This is a genomic window from Pseudomonas sp. CLCA07 (assembly GCF_053615335.1).
Map to the genome: position 1 here is coordinate 1581856 of NZ_CM132131.1, position 25499 is coordinate 1607354.

Annotated in this window: 31 protein-coding genes and 1 pseudogene; 17 read left to right on the forward strand and 15 right to left on the reverse strand. The window is 58.7% G+C overall.

Annotated features, from left to right (window positions below):
• Positions 1–27: 27 nt before the first annotated feature.
• Genes ACWGZX_RS07230 through ACWGZX_RS07240 form a run of 3 tightly spaced genes read right to left on the reverse strand, consistent with a single transcriptional unit; the run spans position 28 to position 1967 of the window.
• Positions 28–723: a DUF6933 domain-containing protein gene (locus tag ACWGZX_RS07230; RefSeq protein WP_452628976.1), complete on the reverse strand. Its 696-nt coding sequence runs from the start codon at positions 721–723 to the stop codon at positions 28–30.
• Positions 724–757: 34 nt separating this feature from the next.
• Positions 758–1105, reverse strand: a complete 348-nt coding sequence (locus ACWGZX_RS07235) for a hypothetical protein (protein WP_452627832.1) — start codon at positions 1103–1105, stop codon at positions 758–760.
• A 46-nt stretch (positions 1106–1151) separates the two neighbouring features.
• Positions 1152–1967: a sulfite exporter TauE/SafE family protein gene (locus ACWGZX_RS07240; RefSeq protein WP_452627833.1), complete on the reverse strand. Its 816-nt coding sequence runs from the start codon at positions 1965–1967 to the stop codon at positions 1152–1154.
• Positions 1968–2079: 112 nt separating this feature from the next.
• Between ACWGZX_RS07240 and ACWGZX_RS07245 the strand changes: the two genes are divergently transcribed.
• The 3 genes from ACWGZX_RS07245 to ACWGZX_RS07255 all read left to right on the forward strand — a co-directional run bounded on the left by ACWGZX_RS07245 (position 2080) and on the right by ACWGZX_RS07255 (position 3530).
• On the forward strand, positions 2080–2847 hold the full coding sequence (locus ACWGZX_RS07245; protein ID WP_452627834.1) for an AraC family transcriptional regulator: 768 nt from the start codon (positions 2080–2082) through the stop codon (positions 2845–2847).
• 93 nt (positions 2848–2940) lie between these two features.
• Positions 2941–3258 carry a helix-turn-helix domain-containing protein gene (locus tag ACWGZX_RS07250; RefSeq protein ID WP_007946091.1) on the forward strand — a complete coding sequence of 106 codons (318 nt, stop codon included), beginning with the start codon at positions 2941–2943 and terminating at the stop codon, positions 3256–3258.
• Between the two features lie 11 nt (positions 3259–3269).
• On the forward strand, positions 3270–3530 hold the full coding sequence (locus ACWGZX_RS07255) for an XRE family transcriptional regulator (protein WP_452627835.1): 261 nt from the start codon (positions 3270–3272) through the stop codon (positions 3528–3530).
• Between the two features lie 47 nt (positions 3531–3577).
• Here the strand turns inward: ACWGZX_RS07255 and ACWGZX_RS07260 are convergent, their stop codons facing one another.
• Positions 3578–4636 (reverse strand): MBL fold metallo-hydrolase, encoded by a 1059-nt coding sequence (locus ACWGZX_RS07260; RefSeq protein ID WP_452627836.1) that lies wholly within the window; start codon positions 4634–4636, stop codon positions 3578–3580.
• 215 nt (positions 4637–4851) lie between these two features.
• Between ACWGZX_RS07260 and ACWGZX_RS07265 the strand changes: the two genes are divergently transcribed.
• Positions 4852–5469, forward strand: a complete 618-nt coding sequence (locus ACWGZX_RS07265; RefSeq protein WP_452627837.1) for a TetR/AcrR family transcriptional regulator — start codon at positions 4852–4854, stop codon at positions 5467–5469.
• Positions 5470–5589: 120 nt separating this feature from the next.
• A complete protein-coding gene (locus ACWGZX_RS07270) occupies positions 5590–6129 on the forward strand; it encodes a DUF1003 domain-containing protein (protein ID WP_452627838.1) in 540 nt (179 codons plus the stop codon).
• A gap of 7 nt (positions 6130–6136) precedes the next feature.
• Here the strand turns inward: ACWGZX_RS07270 and ACWGZX_RS07275 are convergent, their stop codons facing one another.
• Positions 6137–7078 (reverse strand): LysR family transcriptional regulator, encoded by a 942-nt coding sequence (locus ACWGZX_RS07275; RefSeq protein WP_452627839.1) that lies wholly within the window; start codon positions 7076–7078, stop codon positions 6137–6139.
• Positions 7079–7093: 15 nt separating this feature from the next.
• On the opposite strand from ACWGZX_RS07275, the gene ACWGZX_RS07280 reads away from it, so the two are divergent.
• Together ACWGZX_RS07280 and ACWGZX_RS07285 are read left to right on the forward strand one after the other, a co-directional pair.
• Positions 7094–7801: a CTP synthase C-terminal region-related (seleno)protein gene (locus ACWGZX_RS07280; protein ID WP_452627840.1), complete on the forward strand. Its 708-nt coding sequence runs from the start codon at positions 7094–7096 to the stop codon at positions 7799–7801.
• Complete coding sequence (locus ACWGZX_RS07285) at positions 7798–8112, forward strand: antibiotic biosynthesis monooxygenase family protein (RefSeq protein ID WP_452627841.1); 315 nt, start codon at positions 7798–7800, stop codon at positions 8110–8112. Before ACWGZX_RS07280 ends, ACWGZX_RS07285 begins: the two co-directional genes overlap by 4 nt.
• A 127-nt stretch (positions 8113–8239) precedes the next feature.
• On the opposite strand, the gene ACWGZX_RS07290 is transcribed toward ACWGZX_RS07285, so the two are convergent.
• Positions 8240–8566: a DUF2025 family protein gene (locus ACWGZX_RS07290; protein WP_452627842.1), complete on the reverse strand. Its 327-nt coding sequence runs from the start codon at positions 8564–8566 to the stop codon at positions 8240–8242.
• 236 nt (positions 8567–8802) lie between these two features.
• Here ACWGZX_RS07290 and ACWGZX_RS07295 point away from each other — a divergent pair, with 236 nt between their 5' ends.
• From ACWGZX_RS07295 to ACWGZX_RS07310, 4 genes are all read left to right on the forward strand, one after another.
• Positions 8803–9930 carry a glycerophosphodiester phosphodiesterase gene (locus tag ACWGZX_RS07295; RefSeq protein ID WP_452627843.1) on the forward strand — a complete coding sequence of 376 codons (1128 nt, stop codon included), beginning with the start codon at positions 8803–8805 and terminating at the stop codon, positions 9928–9930.
• Positions 9931–10114: 184 nt separating this feature from the next.
• On the forward strand, positions 10115–10420 hold the full coding sequence (locus ACWGZX_RS07300; RefSeq protein ID WP_452627844.1) for a PepSY domain-containing protein: 306 nt from the start codon (positions 10115–10117) through the stop codon (positions 10418–10420).
• 216 nt (positions 10421–10636) lie between these two features.
• Positions 10637–11659 carry a transporter gene (locus tag ACWGZX_RS07305; RefSeq protein WP_452627845.1) on the forward strand — a complete coding sequence of 341 codons (1023 nt, stop codon included), beginning with the start codon at positions 10637–10639 and terminating at the stop codon, positions 11657–11659.
• A gap of 403 nt (positions 11660–12062) precedes the next feature.
• Positions 12063–13535, forward strand: coding sequence for an inorganic phosphate transporter (locus ACWGZX_RS07310; RefSeq protein WP_452628977.1), 1473 nt, complete (start codon positions 12063–12065; stop codon positions 13533–13535).
• A 57-nt stretch (positions 13536–13592) separates the two neighbouring features.
• Here ACWGZX_RS07310 and ACWGZX_RS07315 read toward each other — a convergent pair whose 3' ends face one another.
• On the reverse strand, positions 13593–14030 hold the full coding sequence (locus ACWGZX_RS07315) for a multidrug/biocide efflux PACE transporter (RefSeq protein ID WP_452627846.1): 438 nt from the start codon (positions 14028–14030) through the stop codon (positions 13593–13595).
• Positions 14031–14120: 90 nt separating this feature from the next.
• Between ACWGZX_RS07315 and ACWGZX_RS07320 the strand changes: the two genes are divergently transcribed.
• Positions 14121–14975 carry a LysR family transcriptional regulator gene (locus ACWGZX_RS07320; RefSeq protein WP_452627847.1) on the forward strand — a complete coding sequence of 285 codons (855 nt, stop codon included), beginning with the start codon at positions 14121–14123 and terminating at the stop codon, positions 14973–14975.
• 182 nt (positions 14976–15157) lie between these two features.
• Here the strand turns inward: ACWGZX_RS07320 and ACWGZX_RS07325 are convergent, their stop codons facing one another.
• The 3 genes from ACWGZX_RS07325 to ACWGZX_RS07335 form a co-directional block, all read right to left on the reverse strand.
• Entirely contained in the window at positions 15158–16393 is a 1236-nt protein-coding gene (locus ACWGZX_RS07325; protein ID WP_452627848.1) for an RNA polymerase sigma factor, read from the reverse strand.
• Positions 16394–16518: 125 nt separating this feature from the next.
• Positions 16519–16863 (reverse strand): YciI family protein, encoded by a 345-nt coding sequence (locus ACWGZX_RS07330; RefSeq protein ID WP_007945386.1) that lies wholly within the window; start codon positions 16861–16863, stop codon positions 16519–16521.
• A gap of 67 nt (positions 16864–16930) precedes the next feature.
• Positions 16931–17356 carry a YybH family protein gene (locus ACWGZX_RS07335; protein ID WP_452627849.1) on the reverse strand — a complete coding sequence of 142 codons (426 nt, stop codon included), beginning with the start codon at positions 17354–17356 and terminating at the stop codon, positions 16931–16933.
• A gap of 141 nt (positions 17357–17497) precedes the next feature.
• On the opposite strand from ACWGZX_RS07335, the gene ACWGZX_RS07340 reads away from it, so the two are divergent.
• Complete coding sequence (locus ACWGZX_RS07340) at positions 17498–17983, forward strand: GNAT family N-acetyltransferase (RefSeq protein WP_452627850.1); 486 nt, start codon at positions 17498–17500, stop codon at positions 17981–17983.
• A 135-nt stretch (positions 17984–18118) separates the two neighbouring features.
• On the opposite strand, the gene ACWGZX_RS07345 is transcribed toward ACWGZX_RS07340, so the two are convergent.
• From ACWGZX_RS07345 to ACWGZX_RS07355, 3 genes are all read right to left on the reverse strand, one after another.
• Positions 18119–18607, reverse strand: a complete 489-nt coding sequence (locus ACWGZX_RS07345) for a GNAT family N-acetyltransferase (RefSeq protein WP_452627851.1) — start codon at positions 18605–18607, stop codon at positions 18119–18121.
• 96 nt (positions 18608–18703) lie between these two features.
• Positions 18704–19189: a GyrI-like domain-containing protein gene (locus tag ACWGZX_RS07350; protein ID WP_452627852.1), complete on the reverse strand. Its 486-nt coding sequence runs from the start codon at positions 19187–19189 to the stop codon at positions 18704–18706.
• 66 nt (positions 19190–19255) lie between these two features.
• Positions 19256–19918, reverse strand: coding sequence for a LysE family translocator (locus tag ACWGZX_RS07355; RefSeq protein WP_452627853.1), 663 nt, complete (start codon positions 19916–19918; stop codon positions 19256–19258).
• 139 nt (positions 19919–20057) lie between these two features.
• On the opposite strand from ACWGZX_RS07355, the gene alaC reads away from it, so the two are divergent.
• Positions 20058–21269, forward strand: coding sequence for an alanine transaminase (gene alaC, locus ACWGZX_RS07360; protein WP_452627854.1), 1212 nt, complete (start codon positions 20058–20060; stop codon positions 21267–21269).
• Positions 21270–21446: 177 nt separating this feature from the next.
• Here alaC and ACWGZX_RS07365 read toward each other — a convergent pair whose 3' ends face one another.
• Complete coding sequence (locus tag ACWGZX_RS07365) at positions 21447–22799, reverse strand: GntP family permease (RefSeq protein WP_452627855.1); 1353 nt, start codon at positions 22797–22799, stop codon at positions 21447–21449.
• Positions 22800–22881: 82 nt separating this feature from the next.
• Positions 22882–23415 carry a gluconokinase gene (locus ACWGZX_RS07370; RefSeq protein WP_223519441.1) on the reverse strand — a complete coding sequence of 178 codons (534 nt, stop codon included), beginning with the start codon at positions 23413–23415 and terminating at the stop codon, positions 22882–22884.
• A 215-nt stretch (positions 23416–23630) separates the two neighbouring features.
• Between ACWGZX_RS07370 and gntR the strand changes: the two genes are divergently transcribed.
• The 3 genes and pseudogenes from gntR (at position 23631) to ACWGZX_RS07385 (ending at position 25476) form a co-directional block, all read left to right on the forward strand.
• Positions 23631–24662 (forward strand): HTH-type transcriptional regulator GntR, encoded by a 1032-nt coding sequence (gene gntR / locus ACWGZX_RS07375; RefSeq protein ID WP_452627856.1) that lies wholly within the window; start codon positions 23631–23633, stop codon positions 24660–24662.
• A gap of 77 nt (positions 24663–24739) precedes the next feature.
• Positions 24740–24841, forward strand: a pseudogene (locus tag ACWGZX_RS07380) (chlorhexidine efflux transporter); the annotation flags it as partial.
• Positions 24842–24843: 2 nt separating this feature from the next.
• Complete coding sequence (locus ACWGZX_RS07385) at positions 24844–25476, forward strand: glutathione S-transferase family protein (protein WP_223519437.1); 633 nt, start codon at positions 24844–24846, stop codon at positions 25474–25476.
• Positions 25477–25499: the final 23 nt, after the last annotated feature.

The window sequence follows — 25499 nt, forward strand, 5'->3', positions numbered from 1 at the left end:
ACCAGGCAACGGTGCTAATGCGCCGGCTCATTGCGCTTCGGCATCAAGCTGCCTTTCGAGCGCCCATATCTCCCGTTTCACTTCCATGCGCCGTTCACGGGCTGCCACTACTGCGGGCTCATCCAGGCCGCCGTAACGGCGCAACCAGTGAGCGATCATTTCCTCATCGGGGTAGTAATAGTCCTTGTGCCCTTTGCTACCCCTCGGGGTGTCGTTCATATCGCCATCGAAGCGCGTAGCCGAGAATTCGTCCGAGGGCAAAGTACCCCATTCGGCGGCGCAGTCCTCAAATACCCAGGCGATTTCATTGATGTGTTTTTGCGCTCCGCGATGACCGCGTTTGTAAAACACGTACTCACGGCAACTCTCCTGGAAACGCTCCATCATCGGCTCGTCATCGATCCAGCGAAGGATGTCGTGCTGCCCCGCGTGGCGGATCAAGCCGTTTATCCAGCGTTCGGTAAAACGTTGAACGAAACCTTCGATATCCGCTTTTTTCGCGTCCGCGAAAATCATGCAATAACGGGTTTGCACATGGATGACAAATAACACGTGCTTGCGTTGGACGGTGATGGCGTGGATCAGCCACTGCTCGGCGAACTCGACTGCCTCATCGTCCTCGATAACCGGTGATGGTGGTTTTTCCACCGGAGTGATTTTCTTACCCTTTTGCACGCGGCTGAAGAAGTTGCTGGCCGCTTCGGTGCAGTTGAAGATCAACATCCTGATTCTCTGTTTAGATGCTAGAAAAATGCTTTCAGTCCTTAACCCATTCAATTTCATAAGGCTGGCGAACGGCGTCAGAAACTCTTTCACGGAACTCCTCACTCAGCCCCGACAATTCCTCTTCACTGAGCAAGTCATACGCAATCATCAACCTTAAAGATAACGATGCTTCTGAGCGTCGAAGTCCGTCGAATGCCATCGCTAGGTCCTTGTCCCGATTTCGCATGAGGCGGTAGAGCGTAAGATATCGCGCATGAGCTGATAGAGCATCGTTTTGCGCGATAGTCTGGGCATCAACAAGAACGCCTTGGCAGAAGCGATCCAGCGCCAGTTCGTAGAGTTCTTTGTATTTCTTCCAGTCACTTTCGGATATCGACATGGCCCCCTCCTCCTGTACTAGATTTTGAGCAATGCCGTGCGACAACTTACGGTACCGATAGGCTCAGTATCACGATAACCAACAATCCAATATAGATCCAAGCGTGTAATCGATCCGGAATCTGCCCGATCCAGGGTGTGGCCAAACGAATCCCCAGCAACGATCCCATCGACAAAACCACAAACGCCAACAGATCCACATAGCCGATAAACCACGCCCCCGGGTCAAACTCACTGAAACCAGCCACGGCCATGTAAGTCATCGTCCCTGCTACCGCGACCGGCAAGCTCAACGGATTAGCCATGGACGTCGCCTGACTCATGCTCAATCCACAGCGTCGCAACAACGGCACGGTCATGACGCTGCCACCCACGCCGAGAAACGTCGCGATTACGCCGATTCCTACACCACCGCCAGACACTTCCGCCCTCCCCAATCGCCGTGGGATTGCGATATCGGTACGCGTAAGAAATCCGCGTCTAAACAGGCAATCCACAATGGTCACGCCCAAATACGCGATAAACGCATAGCGAATCACCTCACCACTCACCCGCATCGCCGCCATGGCACCGACGATAGCGCCCACCCCGATAAACCCGCCCAACGGCCACAGGTAATGGCGAATGAGGTTCCCGGCACGCCGGTGTTTGCCGGTGGCGATCAGCGCGTTGACGATCATCACGCAGGTCGAAGTCGCCACGGCAATGTGCATCGCCGATTGGCCAATGGGGTCATCGACGCCATGGCTGGCAGTGAGCATGCGGTAGAGCAATGGCACGACGACGAAGCCGCCGCCGAAGCCGAACAGCACTGCCGTGATGCCGGTCATGCAGCCGAAGAGTGTCAGCAGAAGATAGAACATTGTGCGTCGTCCATTGGTTGGGAGCGGTCGACGATAGAGCGATACGCCTTGGCCTGCTTCAGCAAGCCAGCCAATAATGTTCGCGTTTACGCCAACTGCTGGAAGCCGCTTTATGCGCAATGTTTCGATTGATCTGCTGGATGACACGCCTCGCCCGGTGGTGGCGATTGGGACGGATTATTCCCACGGCCACTTGTTGCCTCGTCATACACATCGGCGGGCGCAGTTGTTGTATGGCGCCACCGGGGTGATGCAGGTCAGCACGCATGACGGCAATTGGGTGGTGCCGCCACAGCGGGCGGTGTGGATTCCGCCGGGCATGGCGCATGAGGTGCTGATGCTCGGGGTAAGTACGCGCAGTGTGTATATCGAACCGGCGGCGGTTGATCTGGGGGATCGTTGCCAAGTGATCAGTGTGTCGACGTTGATGCGGCATTTGTTGATGGAGGCGGTGGAGATCCCGCAGGCGTATGACGAGGCCGGGCGTGACGGTGCCCTGATCGACTTGCTGCTGCACGAACTGGCGCGCAGCACTCACCTGCCGTTGCACATTCCGCTGCCCGTGGATACGCGGTTGCTGGGATTGTGTCAGGCGTTTCTCCGGCAGCCGAATGCACACCAGTCGCCGCAGCAATGGGCCGATCAATTGCACTTCAGCCTGCGTACGTTTAATCGATTGTTCCGGCAACAGACCGACCTGAGTTTCAGCCAATGGCGGCAGCGAGCCTGCGTGGTGCTGGCCCTGGCGCGGTTGGCGTCGGGGACCGCGGTAACGCGCATCGCGCTGGATTTCGGTTATGACAGCCCAGCGGCGTTCTCGACCATGTTTCGTCGCGTACTGGGGCAGCCACCGTCCGTCTGGATGCAAGCCTCGAAATAGAACAAATCAAAAAATGAGTTTGATCCGGGCGCAAAACAACTGTACAAAAACACAGTACATTTTGAATCAGCACTCTCGAGCCCGGAGAACACCATGGCCTCTCATGCGATGAAAATCACCCTGGAACGTATCGCCCTCTTCCAATTCACCCCGGCCCACTGCGCCCAGGCCCGAGCGATGCTGGGCTGGAGCGTTGATGAACTGGCTCGGGAGTCCGGGGTTTCGGTAGAAGCCATCGAGCGGTTTGAGGCAAAGCGCGATGTGCTGGACGTTACCCGGTTGGCGTTGGCTTATTGCTTTGAGGCGCAGGGGTTGGTGTTTTTCCCGGGGTTTGCGCCGGGTCGAGGAATGAATGTGAAAGGGTCTACGCCGAACCCGGTTGGGCGGGCGGATTATGCGATGGTTGAGTGAGGTGTCAGCGGATGATTGAAGTCGATGGAAGTGACAACTGCGCATTTGAGGCGCTCGGTTATCCCGATGCAGGTGAGCTGCGGGCCAAGTCTGAGTACGTGATGAAGATCGGGATACTCCTCGAAACCGGTCGATTGAACAGGGCTGAGGCGGCACAAAAGCTCGGGCTGTCTGTGGAGGAGCTGAATGAAATGCTCCGTGGAAAATTTCGCGATTTGACCGTGGCGAAGATCTCGGAATATCTGAGTCTGCTGCTCGATACGCGGAGCTAGTCGGGATGTAGTGCTCGGGCCGCTTCCTTCGGCCCGGCACTCACTCATCACGCGTTCTGCGCTGCGACCTGATCGCTTTCACTTTCCATCCCGAGCCACCACGCGCTACCTCGTTGCGGGTACATCACGTTGAACGCCTCACCCATTTGCGGCGTGGTGATCGACACACTGCGTTCCCAGGCCAACGCCAGAATGCGGTCGAAGGGCTCGAACCAGGCGTGCATCGACAAATCGAAGGTGCCGTTGTGAATCGGCAGTAACCAGCGGCCCTTGAGGTCGATGTGCGCATGCAGGGTTTGCTCCGGTTGCATGTGAACGTGCGGCCACTCAACGTTGTAGGCGCCGGTTTCCATCAGCGTCAGGTCGAACGGGCCGTACTGTTCGCCGATGCGTTTGAAGCCATCGAAGTAGCCACTGTCGCCGCTGAAGAAGATCCGCGTGTCGCCGTCGATCATCACCCAGGACGCCCAAAGCGTGCTGTTGCCGTCGAACAAACCACGGCCGGAAAAATGTTGCGACGGGGTGGCGATGAACTGGATGCCATCAACATCAGTGCCCTGCCACCAATCGAGTTGGCGTACTTTGCTGGCATTGACGCCCCACTTGATCAGTGTGTCGCCAACACCCAGCGGGGTGAGGAAATACTTGGCCTTGTCCGCCAGTTTGAGCACCGCGTGATAATCGAGGTGGTCGTAGTGATCGTGGGACAAGATCACCGCTTCAATCGGTGGTAATTCTTCCAGGCTGATCGGCGGCTGATGGAAACGCTTGGGGCCGGCCCATTGCACCGGGGAGGCACGCTCGGCGAAGACCGGGTCGGTGATCCAGAATTTGTCCCGCAGTTTCAGCAGTACGGTGGAATGGCCGAGGCGATAGACGCTGTGGTTGGGTGCCGCGATTAACGCCGCCTGGGTCAGTGTTTGTACCGGCACCGGGGCGGTCGGGCGGGTGTTGCGTGGTTTGTGGAAGATCATGTTCCACATGATGCGCAACATTTTGCGCACGCCTTCGCGTTGCACGGGGGCATGGTTTCGAAAGTGCCCTTCGGCCTGACGGGAAGCTTCAGGCAAAGGGGCGTTATCCGCAGAGGATGTTGAAGTGGCCATGACTGAGTGACTCCAGAAAAACCGCAAAATTGAGGTTTTTCACGGTGGGACGATAAATGGCCAAAGCACGCACGCATCAGCCGGACGATCTATTTTTCGCTGCACAGGATTAACAAAACATTACACTGCACAGTGTAGTTTCTAGGTTGCATCAAAGTCGTTCACAAGTAAACTACCGAGTGTAATTCTCCTCTGCCTCCTGCCGAAGCGTACTTATGACAGCTCCACAGCGCCTCACCGACCGAAAACGCGAAGCCATTATTCAGGCGGCGATTGCCGAGTTCCGTGCCAACGGTTTCGACATCACCAGCATGGACAAGATTGCGGCCACCGCCGGCGTGTCGAAGCGCACGGTGTACAACCACTTCCCGAGCAAGGAAGAGTTGTTTGCCGAAATTCTCAATCAATTATGGGCACGGCTGACGGCAGAACAGGAAATGCCCTACTGCTCTGACCTGCCCTTGCGCGAGCAGATGCGCCTGCTGTTGCAGGCAAAATTGCAGATGCTGGGCGATGACAATTTTCTCGACCTGGCGCGGGTGGCCATCGCCGCCACCATTCACTCCCCTGAACGCGCGCAGAACATGGTCGCCAGAATGGGTGAGCGTGAAGAGGACCTGACCATATGGATCCGCGCGGCACAGCTGGACGGTCGATTGAAACCGGTCGATCCCGCCTTTGCCGCCCAACAGATCCAGGGAATGCTCAAGTCCTTTGCGTTCTGGCCGCAGATTTCCATGGGGCTGCCGGGCCTGTCACCGGAGATGCAGAACACCGTGGTGGAGTCGGCGCTGGACATGTTCCTGGCCTGTTATCAGGTCTGCGAAAAGTGACAATTTCCGCCACTTACCCCTCATCGGTCACCTCTGAATAAGTCAGTGCAATGTGTTTCAGAATGAAACTGGCGCTGGGGCTATAGTGAGCCTCAGTCCCAGCGCCATGCAGAGAGCATCATGACCACCCCGACCACCGAAACCACGTCCACCGCTCCCGTCGACCACCTGCGCTTTCACCGCCCTCACGCCCACCTGGCACCCACCTTCGGCAACGACAAATTTGCCCTGCGCGCCGAAGCCTTCGCGCGGTTCTTTGGCACGCCGACCTTTCTCGGTGCACAGACGCTGATCGTGGTGTTGTGGGTGTGTCTCAATATCTTTGGCGTGACCCATTTCGACGTCTATCCGTTCATCCTTCTAAACTTGGCGTTCAGCTTGCAATCGGCCTACGCCGCCCCACTGATTCTGCTGGCCCAGACCCGTCAGGCGGCGCGCGACAAAGCGCAGTCGGAAGCCGATGCGCAACACCGTGAGGCCATCGCCGTGGCCAACAGCGAACGTCAGGCCGAAGCCGCAAAAAACACCGCGCAATTGTTGGAATTGCTCGAACAAAACACTCGGCTCACCGAGATGACCAAGACCCTCACCGAACGCATTGAAAACCTGACCTCGGAGATGCATCAGCACTTCGTGCGCAAAGCGCCGCCGACGGTTTAACGCTCGCTCAGGGCAATCGCAATGCTCGTCCCAACTCATCAAACAGTGTCACCACCGAGCGCAACGCGCGGCAGTCCGGGCGGGTCAGCAACCAGAGCGCGGTGTCGTAACCCTGCAACGGACCGGTCAGCGGTTGCAACGTGTCGCCGATCAAAAAATCCGGCAAGGCCGCGACTCCTAACCCGGCTCGCACCAGCTCGGTCACCGACAGCATGCTGTTGCAGCGATAGGCCGGTGTGACGCCAGGCAAGTGCTGACGCCGCCAGGCGACGGTGGGATGGTCGGGGAGAAAATCGTCGGGGGCGATCCAGGTCAGCGAAGCCAGGTCTTCAGAGTCAGCAGTGTTCAGATACCCCGCGCTGGCACACACCCGATAGGAAATATCCGCCAGACGTCGACCGACCAAGTGCTCTGGCGGTGTACGAGTGAGGCGCAAGGCGATGTCGGCATCGCGGCGGCTGAGGTTGGCGAAGTCGTTTGAGGTGCTCAACTCAATGGTCAGCGCCGGGTAGGACGGCATGAACTGCGCCAGCGCTGGCAACAGCAAACCTTGCAGGACTGAATCCGTACAAGTCAGGCGCACGGTGCCGCTGATGACTTCCCCGCCCTGCTCCACACCAATTCGCGCTGCGTCCAGCGCTTGTTCCGCGCGTTCGGCCTGCTCGGCCAGGGTTTGCGCGAGCGTAGTCGGCAAGTAGCCGGCGCGGCTCTTTTCGAACAGTTGCTGACCCAGTGCCGCTTCCAGCCGGCGGACGGCGCGAAACACCGTGAAAACGTCGACTTTCAGCAAGCTCGATGCCCGGGCCAGAGAGCCGCCGCGCACCAGGGCGAGGATCAGGGCCAGGTCGGGATAGTCCAGCTGATAGTGCACCGCTGCATTGATCACTTGGGATAACGCCAATGTTGATTGCGTGAACGCCAATCTATAGTGGGTACCAGGAATCAACAAGCGTCGAGAGCACTCATGGAAACCACTGTAATCCGCATCGCCCTGATCGGTGACTACGACCCTCAAGTCACTGCCCATCAAGCCATTCCCGTCGCCCTCGGCATGGCCGCCGAACAGCTCAACCTGAACGTGCAATTCCAATGGTTGGCCACAGACCAAATCAACGCCGACACGCCGCTGCAAGATTTCGACGGTTTCTGGTGCGTGCCCGCCAGCCCTTACCGCGACATGGACGGTGCGTTGCGGGCGATCCGTTTTGCCCGGGAGCAGCAGCGACCGTTCCTCGGCACCTGTGGCGGGTTTCAACATGCGGTATTGGAGTTCGCTCGACATGTTTTGGGTTGGGAAGATGCCGAACATGGCGAAACACATCCTGAGGCTGCGCGTGCACTTCTGACACCGCTGACCTGTTCGCTGGTGGAAGCCGTCGACAGCATTCACCTGATAGAAGACTCGTTGATCGCCAACGCGTACGAAACGACTGAAATACGCGAAGGATATCGCTGCCGCTTCGGGGTGAATCCGGCGTTCGCACGTGAGTTATTGACCCAACAGCTGTGCGCCGTTGGCCATGATTCGCAGGGGGATTTGCGGGCGGTGGAGCTCAAAGGTCATCCGTTCTTCGTCGCCACGCTATTCCAGCCGGAACGCGTAGCGCTCAAAGGCATTCTGCCGCCGCTGGTCCGCGCCTACATCAAGGCATGCGTGAGGCAGAAATCATGATCGCGACGACGCCTTACTACGCGGTGATTTTTACGTCTTTGCGCACTGAAGGTGATCAGGGTTACGCCGAGGCCGCTGCGCGCATGGTGGAACTGGCCCGTGAACAGCCTGGCTTTTTGGGCGTGGAATCGGCCCGGGGTGAGGATGGGCTCGGGATTACGGTTTCGTATTGGGCCAGTGAAGCGGCGATTCTGGCGTGGAAACATCATCCCGAGCACAGTGAGATTCGTGAGCGTGGGCGCTCGACCTGGTATTCGGCGTGTCATACGCGGGTTTGCAGGGTTGAGCGGGATTATCGGTTTCAGCTGTGAAAGTTGTGGTGTCCTTTTGGCCGCCTTCGCTGGCAAGCCAGCTCCTACATTGGTTTTGTGTGCACCGCAAAACCTGTGTAGGAGCTGGCTTGCCAGCGAAGAGGCCAGTACAGTCACCACCAAACCATCAACCCCGCACAAGACTCCTGACCGCCGCTATCTCCGGCACTTCCCGCCGCTTCATATACACCCGCAACGGCTCGGTAATGTTGATCCGCTCATCAACATTCTGATCCAGCAGCAACTGAATCAGCTCGCGCTTGAGCGTCATGGTCTGGTCCGGCCCCGGCGCCCAGACAAACTCGCTCACTGGAATGATGCCGTCATCGGCCACGTCCATGCCGAACGAGTCTTCGCTGAATCGCACAATGTAATGGCCAGTCTTGCGATTGAGGCCGACAAAGCCGTTGAGTTGGTCGGCGGCCTGGCAGATGAGCTCGGAAGTGATGCGCATATAAACCTCACAAAAGGTCGTTAACGACCGGTGATCGATGGTTTACACGCAAGGGAAACGACACGGGTTTCCCTCTGCCGGGGAAACTGCCGTGGCCAAGAGTACTGCAAAGCAGCGCACAACTGCGCTGAAAAAAAATGCTTTAAACATGTTTATGTCGGTCTGGCGATAGCGCTGGTAGCGCTCAGTTGTTAAAAGAGACGTCTTTGAAAATCTCTCTGCGAAAGGATCTCGACATGCCGGTTACCTTCATCAAAAGCGCCCTGCTGCTGAGCCTGATGCTCGGCCTCGGCCAGGCACAGGCCGCCAACGAACCCGCCCCGAATGCTCTGGCCAGCCGTTTGGGCATTCCGCACCCGGCGGTGATCGCCCACCGCGGCGCCTCTTTCGATGCACCGGAATCCACCGCCGCCGCCTACAAACTCGCTCGCGACCTGGGCGCCGATTATCTGGAGATGGACCTGCAACGCAGCAAGGACGGCGTGCTGTTTGCCCTGCACGACAACAACCTGCAACGCACCACGGACGTCGCCACCAAGTTCCCTGATCGCAAGGACAGCCTGGCCAACGAATTCACAATCGCCGAGCTCAAAACCCTCGACGCCGGCAGTTGGTTCAACACGGCTTACCCGGATCGCGCACGTCCTTCCTATGCAGGCCTGAAAATCCTGACCCTGGACGAAATCATCGACATTGCCCAAGGCAACCCGCTGCACAAGCCAGGCTTGTACATCGAGACCAAGGAACCGAAGCAATTCCCCGGCATCGAGCGCGACCTCAAGGACAAGTTGCAGGACCGTGGCTGGCTGAGCCCGGCCGGTTCGAAACTGGCGAAGAGTGATCTGGCGGTTGGTCAGGGTAAAGGCAAAGTGGTGTTGCAAACCTTCGAAAAAAGCAGCCTCGAACTGCTGCAACAAGAAATGCCGAAAGTGCCGAAGATCCTGCTGTTGTGGGTCGGCGAAGGCAGCATTGAGCCGCAATCGAAGGTGACGTTCGCCGAGTCCGGCGACAAGGACAAAGCCACCTACTACGCCAAACAAGAGCCGAAAGACAAAGCCGAATTCCAGCAATGGGTCGAGTACGCCAAGGCTCAGGGCGCCATCGGCACCGGCCCTTCCGCCGCGCTGAGCGAGGGTGGCGATCAGAGCTACTCGGATCTGGTGAAACCGTGGATGAACCAATTCACCCACGATCAGGGTTTGTTGGTGCATGTGTACACCATTGATGATGCGGTGGATTACCAGAAGGTGATGGAGGCTGGGGTGGATGGTATTTTTACCAATCGGGCCAGTGAGTTGTTGAAGTTTTATAAGCGGCCGGCAGCGGGGACTGTTGCGCAGTTGCTGCAGAATAATGGGTACTGATCCGGGACCGTGGCGCGGCCATCGCGGGCAAGCCACGCTCCCACAAAGGGTCTGCGCAGATCCTGTGGGAGCGGCGGTGCGGCGATCCGACTTGCCCGCGATGGCTTTCTGGAATTAAGGATGAATTAAGTTGCCCCAGCTAATCTGGCCCCACTTAAACAGATCAATCCAAGGAAAGAACCTCATGAAAACCCTGACTGCCCTGTTCACCGCCGCTGCCCTGACCCTCACCGCCGGCCTGGCCCAGGCTGATGTTCGCGTCGATCAGATCCCTGAGCTGGTCAAGAGCGGCACGATCAAGCCACTGGAAGAAATGAACAAGGAAGCGCTGAAACTGCATCCTGGGGCGACCATCACCGACACGGATCTGGACAACCACTTCAATGGATATGAATACGAAGTGGAACTGCGCACCCCGGACGGCAAAGAATTTGATGTGGACTTCGATGCCACTACGGGCAAAGTCCTGAGCAACAAATTGGACACTTGATACACACCTCAATAGCCGCACGATTTACCAATCGTGCGGCTTTTTTGCATCTCTCTGGGCATGACAGGCAGCCCCGAGCAAGCGGATCACGCAGCCGTCAGTAGAGCCGCTGTATCGCCGCCATCAACCTGTCACAAAACCGTCAAAAATCCTTGCAATGATGCCGCTCAAGTGAACCTGTAAAACCCGCGACAGGCGCCTCCCTTGCGAGCACTCATGAACCACAGCATCGATCAAAGCCATCGCGACCCGGACCTGTTTGGCCTGCTGTACGGTTTCGTTTTTCGCCCCGGTGAACGCGGTCGGGAGATCGATTCAGCCAGGGCGCTGCAATACCTGCAACAACCGGATGACAGCGGTGAATTCCTCTGGCTGCATTTGAACCTGGCCCACGCCGCGTGCGAGCGCTGGATGAAAAGTCATCTGGAGCTGCCGGACGAGTTTTTCGAAGCGTTGCACGAAGGCTCGCGATCGACGCGCATCGAGCATGTGGATTCGGCCTTGCTGGCGGTGGTCAACGATGTGGTGTTCAACCTCAGCAGCATGATTTCCTCGGATGTCTCGACGCTGTGGGTGTGCGCCCGCAGTCGGCTGATCATCAGCGCGCGCCTGCAACCGCTGCACTCGGTGGACAAGCTGCGCTCTTCGGTGAAGGCCGGTGAATGTTTTCGCTCGCCGCTGGAGTTGCTCGTGCATCTGCTGCGCGATCAGGGCGAAGTGCTGACGCAAATCGTGCGCAAGACCAGCCTGAGTGTCGATCAGATCGAAGATGAGTTGCTATCGTCGCGGCTGTCGACCAACCGTGCCGAACTGGGCGCCAACCGCCGGGTGCTGGTGCGTCTGCAACGCCTGCTGGCGCTGGAGCCGGGGTCGTTGCTGCGCCTGCTCAATCGACCGCCGCAATGGCTGCAAAAGGAGGACGTCAAGGAACTGCGCAAGTCCACCGAGGAGTTTGCATTGATCATCAACGACCTCACGGCGCTGGGTGAGCGGATCAAACTGTTGCAGGAAGAAATCGCCGCCAACCTCAATGAACAGAGCAACCGCACCCTGTTCACCCTGACAGTAGTGACGGTGCTGGCGTTGCCGATCAATATCATTGCCGGTTTCTTTGGCATGAATGTCGGCGGGGTGCCGCTGTCGGGTGACCCGGAAGGGTTCTGGATACTGGTGGCGCTGGTCGCGACGTTTACCGTGATCGCGGGACGTTGGGCCTTTCGTAAGCGCCAGGATTATTGAGCACACTTGCAATACTGTGGGAGCGAGACCGGCTTGCCGGCGATAACGGTGTCACATTCAACAACTTCATACCTGATACATCGCTATCGCCGGCAAGCCGGTCTCGCTCCCACAGGTGATGCGCTCTGTTTCAACCCGAGGCTGCCGGGTTCAGATCAGCGGCCTCGCAAAAAACCAAAAACCCTGACTTGGAGCAGTCCCCCTGTAACAAATTGGAACGACCATCACTGACATTCCCCCCTCCTCAGGATTATCCGTGATGGCTTCTGCTTCATTCACCGCCAAAGCTCAGGCACCCGCCAGTAGCGCCAGGCCACAGCTCGACAAAAAACACAGCGCGTTCACGCTGGTGATTTTTTTCGGCGTGCTGGCCATCGGCTTGCTGTTCACCGCTTATAGCCTGATGCGCGACGTGAAAGAAATCGGCACCGTGGTGACCACCTGGACCCCGTATTTGCTGCTGGGCGTGGCGCTGCTGATCGCCCTCGGCTTTGAGTTCGTCAACGGTTTCCACGACACCGCCAACGCCGTGGCAACGGTGATCTACACCAACTCGATGCCGCCGAATTTCGCGGTGGCCTGGTCCGGGTTCTTCAACTTCCTCGGCGTGCTGCTGTCCAGCGGCGCGGTGGCTTTCGGCATCATCGCCCTGTTGCCGGTGGAACTGATTCTGCAAGTCGGCTCCTCCGCCGGTTTCGCCATGATCTTCGCCCTGTTGATCGCCGCGATCCTGTGGAACCTCGGCACCTGGTGGCTGGGCTTGCCGGCCTCGTCTTCGCACACGCTGATCGGCTCGATCATCGGCGTCGGCGTGGCCAATGCCCTGATGCACGGCCGTGACGGCACCAGTGGTGTGGACTGGGCACAGGCAACCAAGATCGGTTATGCGTTACTACTCTCGCCGCTGGTCGGTTTTGGTTTCGCCGCCTTGCTGTTGCTGGCCCTGCGCGCATTCGTCAAGAATCGCTCGCTGTACAAGGCCCCCGAAGGCAACACCCCGCCACCGTGGTGGATTCGCGGCATGTTGATTGTGACCTGCACCGGCGTGTCGTTTGCGCACGGCTCCAACGACGGCCAGAAAGGCATGGGCCTGATCATGTTGATTCTGGTCGGCACGCTGCCCATGGCCTACGCGCTGAACCGCGCCATGCCGGCCGACCAGGCGCTGCAATTTGCGGCGGTGGCGCAAGTGACCCAGCAAGCGCTGGTCAAGGCTGCGCCGCAACTGGCCCCGGCCGACCCGCGTCCGGTGCTGTCTGACTACGTGCGCAGCAAGGAAGCGACACCGCAACTGGTGCCGGCGCTCGCCGCCCTCACCGGCAGCATTGGCGCTCAGGTCAAGGGTTATGGCTCGCTGTCCCAAGTGCCGGCCGAGGCCGTGGGTAACGTGCGTAACGACATGTACCTGACCAGCGAAACCATTCGCCTGATGGACAAGAACAAGGTCGGTAACTTCGACGCCGACACCAGTGCCAAGCTGCAATTGTTCAAGCAGCAGATCGATAACTCCACGCGGTTTATTCCGCTGTGGGTCAAGATCGCCGTGGCGATTGCGCTCGGCTTGGGCACCATGGTGGGCTGGAAGCGCATCGTGGTGACGGTCGGCGAGAAGATTGGCAAAACCCACCTGACCTACGCTCAGGGGGCCTCGGCGGAAACCGTGGCCATGTTGACGATTGGCGCGGCGGATATGTTCGGCCTGCCGGTGTCGACCACCCACGTGTTGTCGTCGGGCGTGGCCGGGACCATGGTTGCCAACGGTGGCGGTTTACAAATGACGACCATCCGTAACTTGCTGATGGCCTGGGTGCTGACCTTGCCGGCGGCGATCCTGCTGTCGGGCAGCTTGTACTGGTTATTCACCCAACTGTTCTGATCGGCCCGACACCGAAAATTGAAAACCGCGGGCTGATCATCAGCCCGCTCAACACGTTCATCCTTCGCAAACAGTGCGCGTCACCATCCGCTCCCGCACCACGTCGTATACCCAGTGGTAGATGTACGTGTACGGCAGGAAAAACAGCAGCACACCGATGTCGAGCAGGAACGCTTCCCACAGGCCGATCTTCAGCCACCATGCAATCAGCGGCACACCGACCGCGACCAGACCACCCTCAAACAGCAACGCATGGATAACCCGGACCCACGCGGTGTGAGCCATCTCGTAGCGCTTGAGCACGCGGTCGAACAAGCCGTTGAAAACCACGTTCCAGGCCAGGGCCAGGGCCGCGATGGCCATGGTCACGACGCCCATGTCGAGCATCGGTTTGTCCATGATCCAGGCCAGCAACGGGGTACAGATCAGGATGGCCAGCAGTTCGAAACCGACAGCCTGGAAAATTCGTTCAGTGATGGATTTGTTGACGCTCATGGCCAGACTCCTCTGAGTGACTGTGGTTGCCATGATCCCTCGCCACACCGATACTTCATAACCAATAACCATCGATCAAGGCGATAGTTCATGGCCTCTCACGAAGTGTTGCTGGCCTTTGTCCAGGCGGCGACCCAAGGCTCGTTTTCCGCAGCGGCGCGCAAACTGGGGCGCAGCCAGTCGACCATCAGCGCGGCGGTGGCCAGTCTGGAGATCGATTTAAACCTGGTCCTGTTCGACCGCAGCAGCCGCAAACCCAGCCTGACCCCGGCCGGGCATGTGATGCTGCAACGGGCCGAGGAGATTCTGGCCGCCACCAGTCGGCTGGAAATCACCGCCAGCCAGCTGTCACAAGGCGTCGAGCCAAAACTGACCGTGGCGATTTCCGACACCTATCAATCCGATCGCTTCGAAGTCGCGCTCGGCGCGTTCGAGCAACGCTACCCGGACCTGGAACTCGAATGCTTGATTGCCGAGTGCGATGACTTGATTGCACTGGTGCAACGGGGTCGGGCGCAGGTGGCTTTCGCTGAAATGCAGGACAGCTATCCGCCGGATCTGGTCAGTTCGACCGTCGACGAACGCACGGACATCGCGCTGTTCGTCTCCCCTGCGCATCCATTGGCGACATTCGATCATATCGATCAGGACGTGCTGCAACAGCACCGTGAACTGCGTCTGGCAACCATCGTCAATCCGTATGAAAGCCGGGCAAAGGGTCGCGTCTGGTCGGCGCCGAGCTATTTGATGTTGCTGGAAATGGCCCAGGGCGGATTCGGCTGGGCGCCGTTGCCACGGTGGCTGGTGGAGCGGTTTGGCAAGGGCTCGTTGCAGGAACTTCAGGTGCGCGGCTGGCCGAAACCGGTGTTTGTCGATGCGCTGTGGTCGCGCCAGCATCCGCCGGGGCCGGCGGGGAGTTGGCTGCTGAGCAAGATGCTGGAATGAAGGTCCTTCGGCCCTTATCGCGGGCAAGCCTCGCTCCCACACTGGATCTGTCGCGCGGCGAAGATCACTTGTGGGAGATGCTCGAATAGTGGTGCTGCCATTCGCGAGCAGGCTCGCTCCCACAGAATTGGCGCTAAACCTGTGGGAGCGGGCTTGCCCGCGATGAGGCCCGCAAGATCACATCACTCCAAAGCCTTGATCCGTGCTTCGAGAAAGCGCCGCTCCGGCACTTGCTGCGTCAGCTCCAGCGCCCGTTCATACGCCGCCCGCGCCTCTTCCATCCGTCCCAACTGCCGACAAAACTCTGCCCGCGCCGAGTGGGCCAAGTGGTAATCCTGCAATTCGCCTCGATTCAAAATCGCCTCAACCAACGTCAGCCCCGCCAACGGCCCATCCCTTCGGGAGATCGCCGCCGCGCGATTCAACTCGATCACCGGCGAAGGCACTGCCGCCAGCAGCACGTCATACAAACCGACGATCTGCTGCCAGTCCGTTTCCGCCGCCGAGGGCGCTTCGGCATGCACGGCCGCAATCGCCGCTTGCAGGCCATACGGCCCGAACTGTCCGGTGGTCAGCGCTGATTCCACCAGCGCACACCCTTCGGCAATCATCCCGGCGTCCCACAACGAACGGTCCTGCTCATCCAGCACAATCAATTCACCGTCAGGTGACGTCCGGGCCAGGCGTCGCGACTCGTGCAGCAGCATCAACGCCAGCAGCCCTATCACCTCCGATTCCGGCAACAAGTCCATCAATAACCGCCCCAGCCGAATCGCCTCGCGCGTCAAATCTTCACGCGTCACTTCAGCACCGATGGACGCCGAGTAACCTTCGTTGAACACCAGGTAAATCACCCGCAACACGCTGTCGAGACGCTCGGGTAATTCCGCCAGTGTCGGCACTTGATAAGGGATTTTCGCATCACGAATTTTCGCCTTCGCCCGCACGATGCGCTGAGCGATGGTGGCGGGCGCCGAGAGAAATGCCCGGGCGATTTCTTCAGTAGTCAGGTCGCAGACTTCGCGCAAGGTCAGTGGCACTTGTGCGTCCGCTGCGAGTGCCGGGTGACAGCAGGTGAAGATCAGGCGCAGGCGATCGTCTTCCACGTCTTCTTCACTCCATTCGACCTGTTCCAGCGCCTCGGCCTGCGCAATCAGCAGCGGCCGGGACGCGGCAAATCGCGCGCGCCGGCGCAACACATCAATCGCCTTGAAGCGCCCGGTGGATACCAGCCAGGTGCGCGGATTATCCGGCACGCCGTCACGCTGCCAACGCTCCACCGCAACAAAAAAGGCCTCGTGCAGGGCCTCTTCGGCGAGGTCAAAATCGCCGAGCAAACGAATCAGCGTCGCGAGAATCCGCCGCGAGTCTTCGCGGTAAACCTGCTCGACCCGGGCCTGCACCGAGGCGCCAGGCATCAGTGCGGCATGCCTTCGGTGACCAGTGTTTCCTCGATCAAGCGACTGATGGATAACTGGAATTCGGCAGTCTTTCTTTCAGCCGATTGCGGACTCATGCAGGCCCCCTTTTTGGTCGTTGTATTTCAAGCATTCAACTGGCGAACGGGACGCACCTCGACACAGCCGACGCGGGCCGCCGGGATGTTGCCGGCGACCTGGAGCGCTTCATTGAGGTCCCTGGCATCGATCAGGTAGAAGCCGGCCAATTGCTCCTTGGTTTCGGCAAACGGGCCGTCGGTGATCGACATCTTGCCGTTACGCATGCGCACGGTGGTGGCGGTCTGCACCGACTCCAGCGCCTCGGCCGCGAGCATGCGGCCACCACTCTGAATCGACTCAGCGTAGGCCATGCACTCGGCGTCGTTCGGGCTCTCGGGCAGCGAGTGCAAGGTGTGCTCGTTGCTGTAGACCAGGCATAGGTATTTCATGTGGCTCTCCTGAATCGAACGAATCAACTATGGCTGCAGATTGACGCGTTGGCGAAATTCCCGACGATCAGGGCTCCAGATTGAAGATCGTGGTACCGCTGACCATGTCGAACGGGGCCGACCAGTGTTCATGGACGATGCGCCATTGCCCGGCGTCGCGGCGGTAGCAGGCGGTTACGCGCATCCAGCAGGCCTGGGTTTCGCCCTTGTCGTTGGTGCCACCGCAATGGGCCAGCCAATGGGCGAAGGCGATGTGCTCGTCCGCCACGATGTTCATATGGTCGAAGTCAAACTTATGCGGGCCCTGGCACATTTCCATGCACTCCAGCCAATGCGCGCGGTAGGCGGCCTTGCCCCGGAATTGCAAGGCCTTGACCGCGTCGTAGGAGACGATGTCCTCGGCATACAGAGCCATGATTCGGTCGACATCCTTGGAGATGACGGCCTGGCGATAGGTGTCGATCAGGGTCTGGATTTCGTGTGTGGCGCTCATGGTGGTTCTCCGTGGTTTTTGTTGTGAAGACACCCTTAGTCGTTCGGCAAAAAACCAAATCGACAACCGAAATAAAAATAATCCATCGACGCAAACTCGCTAGAATCCGAGGCTCATTCGTGTTGGAAAAAGGACACTCCAGTGATTACCCGACTCGTGCCTTATGAAAGCCTGAACACGCGCCAGCGCCAGCAGGTCGAGGCCATCGAAGTTCACAAAGAACAAATAAAATTCAGCGGCGACATTCACGGAGCGTTGCACTCCCTGTTGTCCAAACCCGGCCCCGGTGTCAAAGGATTTGCGCTGCTGGTCGAGGACGTTCCCGTGGCTTTCCTGCTGCTCAAGCGCCCGCCGGTGCTGCCGGCCTGGGCCGATGAACACAGCGCCACCCTGCATGCGCTACAAGTCGACCAACGCGCTCAAGGCAAAGGGTATGGCAAAGCCTGCCTGCAAGCGCTACCCGAGGTGGCGCGTCAGGCGTTTCCGGAAATAAAGGGGCTGGAATTGTCCGTGGATGCGGACAATGAGCCGGCTATCGCGCTTTACACAAAGTTCGGCTGGGTCGACAGCGGAGAAGCGTACAAGGGGCGGATTGGTTATGAGCGGCGAATGGGTCTGGTTTTCTGAGATAGCTACTGACTCACCGCCAAACCAATGTAGGAGCGAGCTTGCTAGCGAAGGCGGTGTGTCAGTCGACATCATAGTTGACTGACACACCGCCTTCGCTAGCAAGCTCGCTCCTACAAGGGATCTCTAGCGGACTTATAAATCCAACACCATCTCATGCCACGCCATCCCGCCATGGTCCGAGGCCGACGGTTTGATGTAGGCAAAGCCAAACCCGGCATACAGTGGAATATGCCGCTCCTTGCACATCAGGTGAATGCTGGCCTTGCCCAGTGCACGCATGCGCTCAATGAACTCGCCCATCAAACGCTTCGCCTGACCCTGCCCTTGATAATCCGGGTGCACCACCACCGACATGATCACCACATGCGGGCCGGCCGGGTCGTGGCCGATCAGCTCCTTGAACGCTTCGTCCGACATTTCCACTTGAAACGCCGCACCGGAATTGATGAAACCGGCTACCACGCCATCGACTTCAGCCACGATGAAGCCCTCAGGCCACGTGGCAATACGGGTGGCGATTTTTTCGCGGGTGGCGGCTTCGTCGCCTTCGTAGGCAACGGTTTCGATGGCGTAGCAACGGTCCAGATCAGCGGGCGTGACGTGGCGGATGACTGTGTTCATGGCAGGTCGCAATCAGATGGAAAGGCCGAGGATCATAAATCAGCCTCCACACGACATCGAGAGACGAATCACCGATCCGTCTCTCGATGCAAGTGTTCAGCCTTTGATTGGCAGCCAGATTTCCAGCTTGCCGGTGTTGAGCTTCGGGTTGAAATCTTCGCTGTAACGTTCGAATTCCGGAGCGTCCAACAGTTCGTGCCCGGACTGCGGCAACCACGTGCCATGGATGTACTGGAAGGTCTGCGGCAAGGACTCCAGCGGTCCTTTGTGTTCGAACACCACATACTGCTGAGGCTGGACCTCGACCCAGCGGTAGGTTTCTGGCAAATCGTCGAGCTTACTGATCTCGACGCCGGCGATGTAATCGAAGCCACCCTTGCCGTCGAAATTGCAGCAGACCCCGTAGGTCACTTCGCCTTTTTGCCCGGGAATATTGCCGATGTGCGGATTGAATTTTTCCCAGAGCGAGGGAATGCCTGCGGTGGTCTGTTGGGTAAATTGTCCACCAAACCCTGCAATCAGCAGAAAGTGTCCGTGTTCGAAGCGTGGTTCCATTACTTCGGCGCCTGTTTGCTCATCCATGACTCATCTCCTGAGCTTAAAAATGGGTACGGCTGGGAGTATAGAAGCCAAACCCGATTCGCCCAGTTACAGGGCGTGCAACTGTTCGACGGCCACCGCACCAACAAACTCGTTGTAACCCGATAGGATCACGTAGACCGCGAAATAGCAGAAGATCGCCGCCGATGCCATATAGGAATAACGTAGCAGTTTGTCGCCCAGCAACTTGCCGCCGTGGCTCGCCGCAAAGCACAAACCCGCGCTCCAGAGCAAACCGGCGCAGAGGAATCCGCCGAGAAACAGCGCCGAACTGAGGGCACCACCGCCGCCAGAACGGGCGATCAGCGTACCGCCCACAGCTGCGAACCAAAGAATGGCGCTGGGCGAGGACATGGCGAGGAAAATCCCGCGGAAAAATTCTTTACGATGGGAGTTCTGCACCACCTCGTCGGCTTGCGCCAATACCGCTTCGTGGTGAATCGCCGAATAGATCATCTTCGCCGCGAAATACACCAGTAACGCTGAACCGCCAATCCACAGGACCCAGCGTACGGTTTCGTATTGCAGCAAAACGGTCATGCCCGCCAGCGCCAGCACCGCGTAGATCAGGTCGCCGACACAGGTGCCCAACCCCAACGCAAAGCCTTGGAAATAGCCGCGTTGCATGGCCAGAGTGATCATCGCGATATTGGCCACGCCGATATCCAGGCACAACGAAAGGCTCAGCAAGAAGCCGCTGCTAAATTCCATCAACCGATTTCCTTCGGAAAAATTTGTTTACATACTCGCTGGACAGTGTGCCACGACTGCCCTTATCTTCCGCAACAGGCCACCGCAGTGGCCAGCGTCGCTCGGACGGTTCCGGGCGCTTACGTTATTCGAGGCAACAATGGCCGAACAAGGTTCGCCGCGCCGCTTTGCGCGCATAGATCGACTCCCCCCTTACGTTTTCAACATCACTGCCGAGCTGAAGATGGCCGCCCGTCGTCGTGGCGAAGACATCATCGACTTGAGCATGGGCAACCCTGACGGCCCGACTCCGCCGCACATCGTCGAAAAACTGGTGACCGTCGCCCAGCGCGAAGACACCCACGGTTACTCGACGTCCAAAGGCATTCCGCGTCTGCGCCGGGCGATTTCCAATTGGTACAAAGATCGCTACGAGGTCGACATCGACCCGGAAACCGAAGCCATTGTCACCATTGGCTCCAAGGAAGGCCTGGCGCATTTGATGCTGGCGACCCTGGATCAGGGCGATACCGTGCTGGTACCGAACCCGAGTTATCCGATTCACATCTACGGTGCCGTGATTGCCGGCGCCCAGGTGCGCTCGGTACCGCTGATTCCGGGGGTGGATTTCTTCGCCGAACTGGAACGGGCGATTCGCGGCTCGATCCCGAAACCGAAAATGATGATCCTCGGCTTCCCGTCCAACCCCACCGCGCAGTGCGTGGAACTGGATTTCTTCGAGCGTGTGATCGCCCTCGCCAAACAGTACGACGTGCTGGTGGTGCACGACCTGGCTTACGCCGACATTGTCTACGACGGCTGGAAAGCCCCGTCGATCATGCAGGTGCCGGGCGCCAAGGACATTGCGGTGGAGTTTTTCACCCTGTCCAAGAGCTACAACATGGCGGGTTGGCGGATCGGCTTCATGGTCGGCAACCCGGAACTGGTCAATGCCCTGGCACGGATCAAGAGTTACCACGACTACGGCACCTTCACTCCGCTGCAGGTCGCAGCGATTGCGGCGCTGGAAGGCGATCAGCAATGCGTCAAAGACATCGCCGAACAGTATCGCCAGCGGCGCAACGTGCTGGTCAAAGGCCTGCATGAACTGGGCTGGATGGTCGAAAACCCGAAGGCGTCGATGTATGTCTGGGCCAAGATCCCCGAGGCTTATGCACACTTGGGCTCGCTGGAATTCGCCAAGAAACTGCTGGCCGAGGCCAAGGTCTGCGTCTCGCCGGGCGTGGGCTTTGGTGAGTACGGGGATGATCACGTGCGCTTCGCGCTGATCGAAAACCAGGACCGGATTCGTCAGGCCGTGCGCGGGATTCGCGGGATGTTCAGGGCGGATGGGTTAGCCACCAAATCCTGATAACTGACACAAAGCCTTTGTAGGAGCAGGGCTTGCCCGCGATGCAGACAACTCGGTTTACCGTCAGACCGAGTCGATGCCATCGCGGGCAAGCCCGGCTCCTACAAAAGCCCGCTCCCACATTTGTTTGGTGGCGATCACAAAAGCTGTGTCACCACCTGTGTTTTGCGGTGTTGCTTATACGAACATCGACAGCAGCAAGATAAAGCCCAGCGCAACCACGGACAGGATGGTTTCCATCGCGGTCCAGGTCTTGAAGGTTTCCGCCACGGTCATGTTGAAGTACTGCTTCACCAGCCAGAAACCCGCGTCGTTGACGTGAGACAGGACCAACGAACCGGCACCGGTGGCCAACACCAGCAGCTCACGGTTAACACCCGGAATCATCCCCACCACCGGCACCACAATGCCCGCGCCGGTAATGGTCGCCACAGTGGCCGAACCGGTTGCCACGCGAATCACCGCTGCCACCAGCCACGCCAACAGAATCGGCGAGATCTGTGCGTTCACCGCCATGTGGCCGATCACGTCACCCACACCGCTGGTCACCAGCATCTGCTTGAAGCCACCACCGGCACCAATGATCAGAATGATCGCGGCAGTCGGCGCAAGGCTCGCATCGAGCCATTTCAGAATGGTTTTCGAATCGACGCCCTGACGGTGACCGAAGGTGTACAGCGACAGCAGCAGTGCCAACAGCAACGCTGCGATCGGGTGACCGATCAGGTCCATGAAGGCGCGTGCGAAATTGCCTTCAGGCAGCACCACGTCGGCAAAGGTTTTGAGCAACATCAGGAGCACCGGCAGCAGCACAGTGATCAGCGTGATACTGAAGCTTGGCAGGGTCGCCGTTTCAGGCTCGTGCGCCAGTTGATCCACCAGTTCCTGATTAGGGTGACCTGGGATGTACTTGGCAATGAACGTACCGAAGATCGGGCCGGCAATAATGGCCGTTGGCAGCGCGACAATCAGACCGTACAGAATGGTTTTACCGATGTCGGCACCAAACACGCCGATGGCCAGCAAAGGACCCGGGTGCGGCGGAACCAGACCGTGTACGGCGGACAAACCGGCCAGCAGCGGGATACCGATCTTGATGATCGACACGCCAGTGCGGCGCGCCACGATGAACACCAGCGGAATCAGCAGCACAAAGCCAATTTCGAAGAACAGCGGAATACCGACCAGGAAGGCCGCGAACATCATCGCCCACTGCACTTTATCCTTGCCGAACGCGCGAATCAGGGTCTGGGCAATCTGATCCGCCCCACCCGACTCGGCCATCATTTTGCCGAGCATGGTGCCCAGCGCCAGGATGATCCCGACAAAACCGAGCACCCCGCCGAAGCCGTCCTGGAACGCCTTGATGATGGTACCGACTGGCATGCCGGAGGTCAGCCCGAGAAAGGCTGCAGCAATGATCAGGGCAATAAACGGATGGAACTTGAACTTGGTGATCAGGACGATAAGCCCGATCACCGTGACCACTGCATCGAGCAGCAGGAACGTCTCGTGGGACATGCCAAACATTAGGGGTGTCTCCTGGTTGTTGTTGTTATTAAAGCGGGTAATTCGAAAGCCATCAGGACAGCGCTATCTTTTTCGGAAAAACTCATACGGCGCGTTTCAGGCCGTGAGCCTGCCACCAGATATGCGCCTGCGATGCCAGTTGCTCGACGCTGAAGGTCGATGCATCCAGAGCCAGGGTCAACGGCTCGCCAACGGGGGATTCGAGCGTGGCGAACTGGCTGTCGATCAGGGTCGATGGCATGAAGTGGCCCGGTCGATGCGACACACGCTCGGCGGCAACTTCAGGGGTCAGTTCAAGGAACACGAAGCCCAGGCCCGGCAAGGCGCTGCGCAGCACTTCGCGATAGCTGTGTTTGAGGGCCGAGCACGTCAGCACCGGGCGTTCGCCCATGGCGTCGACGCGGCGCAATTCGTCGCACAGGCTGTCGAGCCAGCCGGCACGGTCTTGGTCGTTCAGGGGGATACCCGCGCTCATCTTTTCGATATTGGCGGCAGGGTGGAAAGTATCGCCTTCAATGGCAGTGGCGCCGCTGAGCTGGCACAAGGCCTCGCTGACGCATGTCTTGCCGCAACCGGCAACGCCCATGATGACCAGGGCGGTGATGGGATGATTCATGTAACACCTCAGCGCGCAGACAGCGCTACCTTTGCCAGCTGTGACACTAGATCAAAAGTAGAAGTTGCCGACGCCTTCTTGTCATTTTTGTGGGTTGCAGCATGTTCGTTCCCGATGCCGAAAAGCGAGGTTCAGGCAAAACTCGCTTACGCATTTGCAGCTGCTTCGGGACAGCGCTACCTTAGTGCCTTGAATTTTGTTTGGCAAGCAGCCCGATGACCTCTCCTAAAAACGATAAAAATACACGTACCACTGGCCGCCCTACGTTGAACGAAGTTGCACGCCTGGCCGGTGTCAGCCCGATCACCGCCTCTCGCGCCCTGCGCGGTGTCAGCACCGTGGCCACGGAACTGGTGGAAAAAGTCCAGAAAGCCGCGCTTGAACTCAACTATGTGGTCAACCCCGCCGCCCGCGCGTTGGCCTCGGCGCAGAGCCATTCGGTGGTGGTGCTGGTGCCGTCGCTGTCCAACTTGTTGTTCATCGAAACGCTGGAAGCCATTCATCAGGTGCTTCGTCCCAAGGGTTTCGAAGTGCTGATCGGCAACTTCCACTACTCGCGCGATGAAGAAGAAAACCTGTTGCGCAATTACATGGCGTACCAGCCTCGCGGTTTGCTGCTGACCGGTTTCGACCGCACGGAAAGCTCACGGCGGATGATCGAGGCGAGCAACATCCCGTGTGTGTACATGATGGAACTGGACAGTGCGGCAGGCGTGAATTGCGTGGGCTTCTCGCAATTGGCCGCCGGCGAAACAGCGGCTGAACATTTACTGTCACGCGGTCGCAAGCGCCTGGCCTACATCGGCGCGCAACTGGACCAGCGCACCCTGCTGCGCGGTGAAGGGTTTCGCAAAGCCCTGCAAAAGGCCGGTTTGTATGACCCGGACCTTGAAGTGCTGACCCCGCGCGCCTCCTCCGTGGGATTGGGCGGCGAACTGTTTCTACAACTGCTGGCCACTCACCCCGATGTCGATGCGATCTTTTTCGGCAACGACGACCTGGCCCAGGGCGCACTGCTCGAAGCCATGCGCTGCGGGATCAAAATCCCCGAACAAGTCGCCATCCTCGGCTTCAACGACTTGCCCGCCTCGGCGCACATGGTGCCGCGCCTGAGCAGCATCAACACCCCGCGCGAGGCGATTGGCCGGCGTTCGGCGGAGTTGATGTTGACGTTGCTGGCGGGGAATGCGGTGGCGAAGCCGGTGCAGGACATGGGGTTTGAACTGAAAATCCGGGAAAGCACCTGACCCACTGTGGGAGCGAGCCGGCTCCGGGCGGCGTTCCGACGAAAGTGGTGTGTCATTAAACGAATGATGTGGCTGTCAGACCACCTTCCGTCAAGCGGCGCATCGCCCATGCCTTGGGTTTTCAACTAACCTTGATACTGTTCCTCATCCTGTTGATCGCTTGGTGGATGGATATAACTCAATGACACATGCACTGAAAATTCTCGGCAAAGCGTCGTCCATCAACGTCAGAAAAGTCCTGTGGACCTGTGAGGAACTGGACGTTCCCTACGAACGCGAGGACTGGGGCAGTGGATATGCATCAACCCATGCACCGGAGTTTCTCAGGCTCAACCCCAATGCGCAGGTGCCAGTGATCATTGATGACGCCGGCGTGTTGTGGGAGTCCAATACCATCTGCCGCTACTTGGCCGGCAAACACCAAAACACTGATCTGCTGCCGCACGAACCGGCAGCGCGTGCACGGGTGGAACAGTGGATGGATTGGCAAGCCACCGAGCTCAATCCCTCCTGGAGTTATGCGTTTACTGCGTTGGTGCGCAAGGACCCGGAGTTTCAGGACGAGCATCGGATTGCTGTCGGCATACGCGGCTGGAACCAGAAAATGGCCATCCTCGAACATCAACTCGCAACCACCAAAGCCTATGTCGCCGGGCCTCACTTTACGCTGGCCGACATTGTCGTCGGGCTGTCCGTCAACCGCTGGCTGATGACCCCGATGGAGCGGCCGGACTTCCCCGCCATCGACGAATATTTCCAACGCCTGGCACAACGCCCTGGCTTCCTCAAACACGGCTGTAACGGCCTGGCATGACTGCGCGGCGGTGTAACAGGTGC

Excerpts from the sequence above, each read along its gene's own strand:
- ACWGZX_RS07235 (WP_452627832.1), bottom strand. The coding sequence starts at position 1,105 with ATGTCGATATCCGAAAGTGACTGGAAGAAATACAAAGAACTCTACGAA.
- ACWGZX_RS07315 (WP_452627846.1), bottom strand. The coding sequence starts at position 14,030 with ATGAGCGTCAACAAATCCATCACTGAACGAATTTTCCAGGCTGTCGGT.
- ACWGZX_RS07240 (WP_452627833.1), bottom strand. The coding sequence starts at position 1,967 with ATGTTCTATCTTCTGCTGACACTCTTCGGCTGCATGACCGGCATCACG.
- ACWGZX_RS07290 (WP_452627842.1), bottom strand. The coding sequence starts at position 8,566 with ATGCGCATCACTTCCGAGCTCATCTGCCAGGCCGCCGACCAACTCAAC.
- ACWGZX_RS07385 (WP_223519437.1), top strand. The coding sequence starts at position 24,844 with ATGACACATGCACTGAAAATTCTCGGCAAAGCGTCGTCCATCAACGTC.
- ACWGZX_RS07255 (WP_452627835.1), top strand. The coding sequence starts at position 3,270 with ATGATTGAAGTCGATGGAAGTGACAACTGCGCATTTGAGGCGCTCGGT.
- ACWGZX_RS07245 (WP_452627834.1), top strand. The coding sequence starts at position 2,080 with ATGCGCAATGTTTCGATTGATCTGCTGGATGACACGCCTCGCCCGGTG.
- alaC (WP_452627854.1), top strand. The coding sequence starts at position 20,058 with ATGGCCGAACAAGGTTCGCCGCGCCGCTTTGCGCGCATAGATCGACTC.
- ACWGZX_RS07350 (WP_452627852.1), bottom strand. The coding sequence starts at position 19,189 with ATGGATGAGCAAACAGGCGCCGAAGTAATGGAACCACGCTTCGAACAC.
- ACWGZX_RS07295 (WP_452627843.1), top strand. The coding sequence starts at position 8,803 with ATGCCGGTTACCTTCATCAAAAGCGCCCTGCTGCTGAGCCTGATGCTC.
- ACWGZX_RS07270 (WP_452627838.1), top strand. The coding sequence starts at position 5,590 with ATGACCACCCCGACCACCGAAACCACGTCCACCGCTCCCGTCGACCAC.
- ACWGZX_RS07335 (WP_452627849.1), bottom strand. The coding sequence starts at position 17,356 with ATGAGCGCCACACACGAAATCCAGACCCTGATCGACACCTATCGCCAG.
- ACWGZX_RS07305 (WP_452627845.1), top strand. The coding sequence starts at position 10,637 with ATGAACCACAGCATCGATCAAAGCCATCGCGACCCGGACCTGTTTGGC.
- ACWGZX_RS07250 (WP_007946091.1), top strand. The coding sequence starts at position 2,941 with ATGGCCTCTCATGCGATGAAAATCACCCTGGAACGTATCGCCCTCTTC.
- ACWGZX_RS07285 (WP_452627841.1), top strand. The coding sequence starts at position 7,798 with ATGATCGCGACGACGCCTTACTACGCGGTGATTTTTACGTCTTTGCGC.
- ACWGZX_RS07345 (WP_452627851.1), bottom strand. The coding sequence starts at position 18,607 with ATGAACACAGTCATCCGCCACGTCACGCCCGCTGATCTGGACCGTTGC.
- ACWGZX_RS07230 (WP_452628976.1), bottom strand. The coding sequence starts at position 723 with ATGTTGATCTTCAACTGCACCGAAGCGGCCAGCAACTTCTTCAGCCGC.
- ACWGZX_RS07300 (WP_452627844.1), top strand. The coding sequence starts at position 10,115 with ATGAAAACCCTGACTGCCCTGTTCACCGCCGCTGCCCTGACCCTCACC.
- ACWGZX_RS07260 (WP_452627836.1), bottom strand. The coding sequence starts at position 4,636 with ATGGCCACTTCAACATCCTCTGCGGATAACGCCCCTTTGCCTGAAGCT.
- ACWGZX_RS07320 (WP_452627847.1), top strand. The coding sequence starts at position 14,121 with ATGGCCTCTCACGAAGTGTTGCTGGCCTTTGTCCAGGCGGCGACCCAA.
- ACWGZX_RS07325 (WP_452627848.1), bottom strand. The coding sequence starts at position 16,393 with ATGCCTGGCGCCTCGGTGCAGGCCCGGGTCGAGCAGGTTTACCGCGAA.
- ACWGZX_RS07330 (WP_007945386.1), bottom strand. The coding sequence starts at position 16,863 with ATGAAATACCTATGCCTGGTCTACAGCAACGAGCACACCTTGCACTCG.
- ACWGZX_RS07370 (WP_223519441.1), bottom strand. The coding sequence starts at position 23,415 with ATGAATCATCCCATCACCGCCCTGGTCATCATGGGCGTTGCCGGTTGC.
- ACWGZX_RS07355 (WP_452627853.1), bottom strand. The coding sequence starts at position 19,918 with ATGGAATTTAGCAGCGGCTTCTTGCTGAGCCTTTCGTTGTGCCTGGAT.
- gntR (WP_452627856.1), top strand. The coding sequence starts at position 23,631 with ATGACCTCTCCTAAAAACGATAAAAATACACGTACCACTGGCCGCCCT.
- ACWGZX_RS07280 (WP_452627840.1), top strand. The coding sequence starts at position 7,094 with ATGGAAACCACTGTAATCCGCATCGCCCTGATCGGTGACTACGACCCT.
- ACWGZX_RS07310 (WP_452628977.1), top strand. The coding sequence starts at position 12,063 with ATGCGCGACGTGAAAGAAATCGGCACCGTGGTGACCACCTGGACCCCG.
- ACWGZX_RS07265 (WP_452627837.1), top strand. The coding sequence starts at position 4,852 with ATGACAGCTCCACAGCGCCTCACCGACCGAAAACGCGAAGCCATTATT.
- ACWGZX_RS07365 (WP_452627855.1), bottom strand. The coding sequence starts at position 22,799 with ATGTTTGGCATGTCCCACGAGACGTTCCTGCTGCTCGATGCAGTGGTC.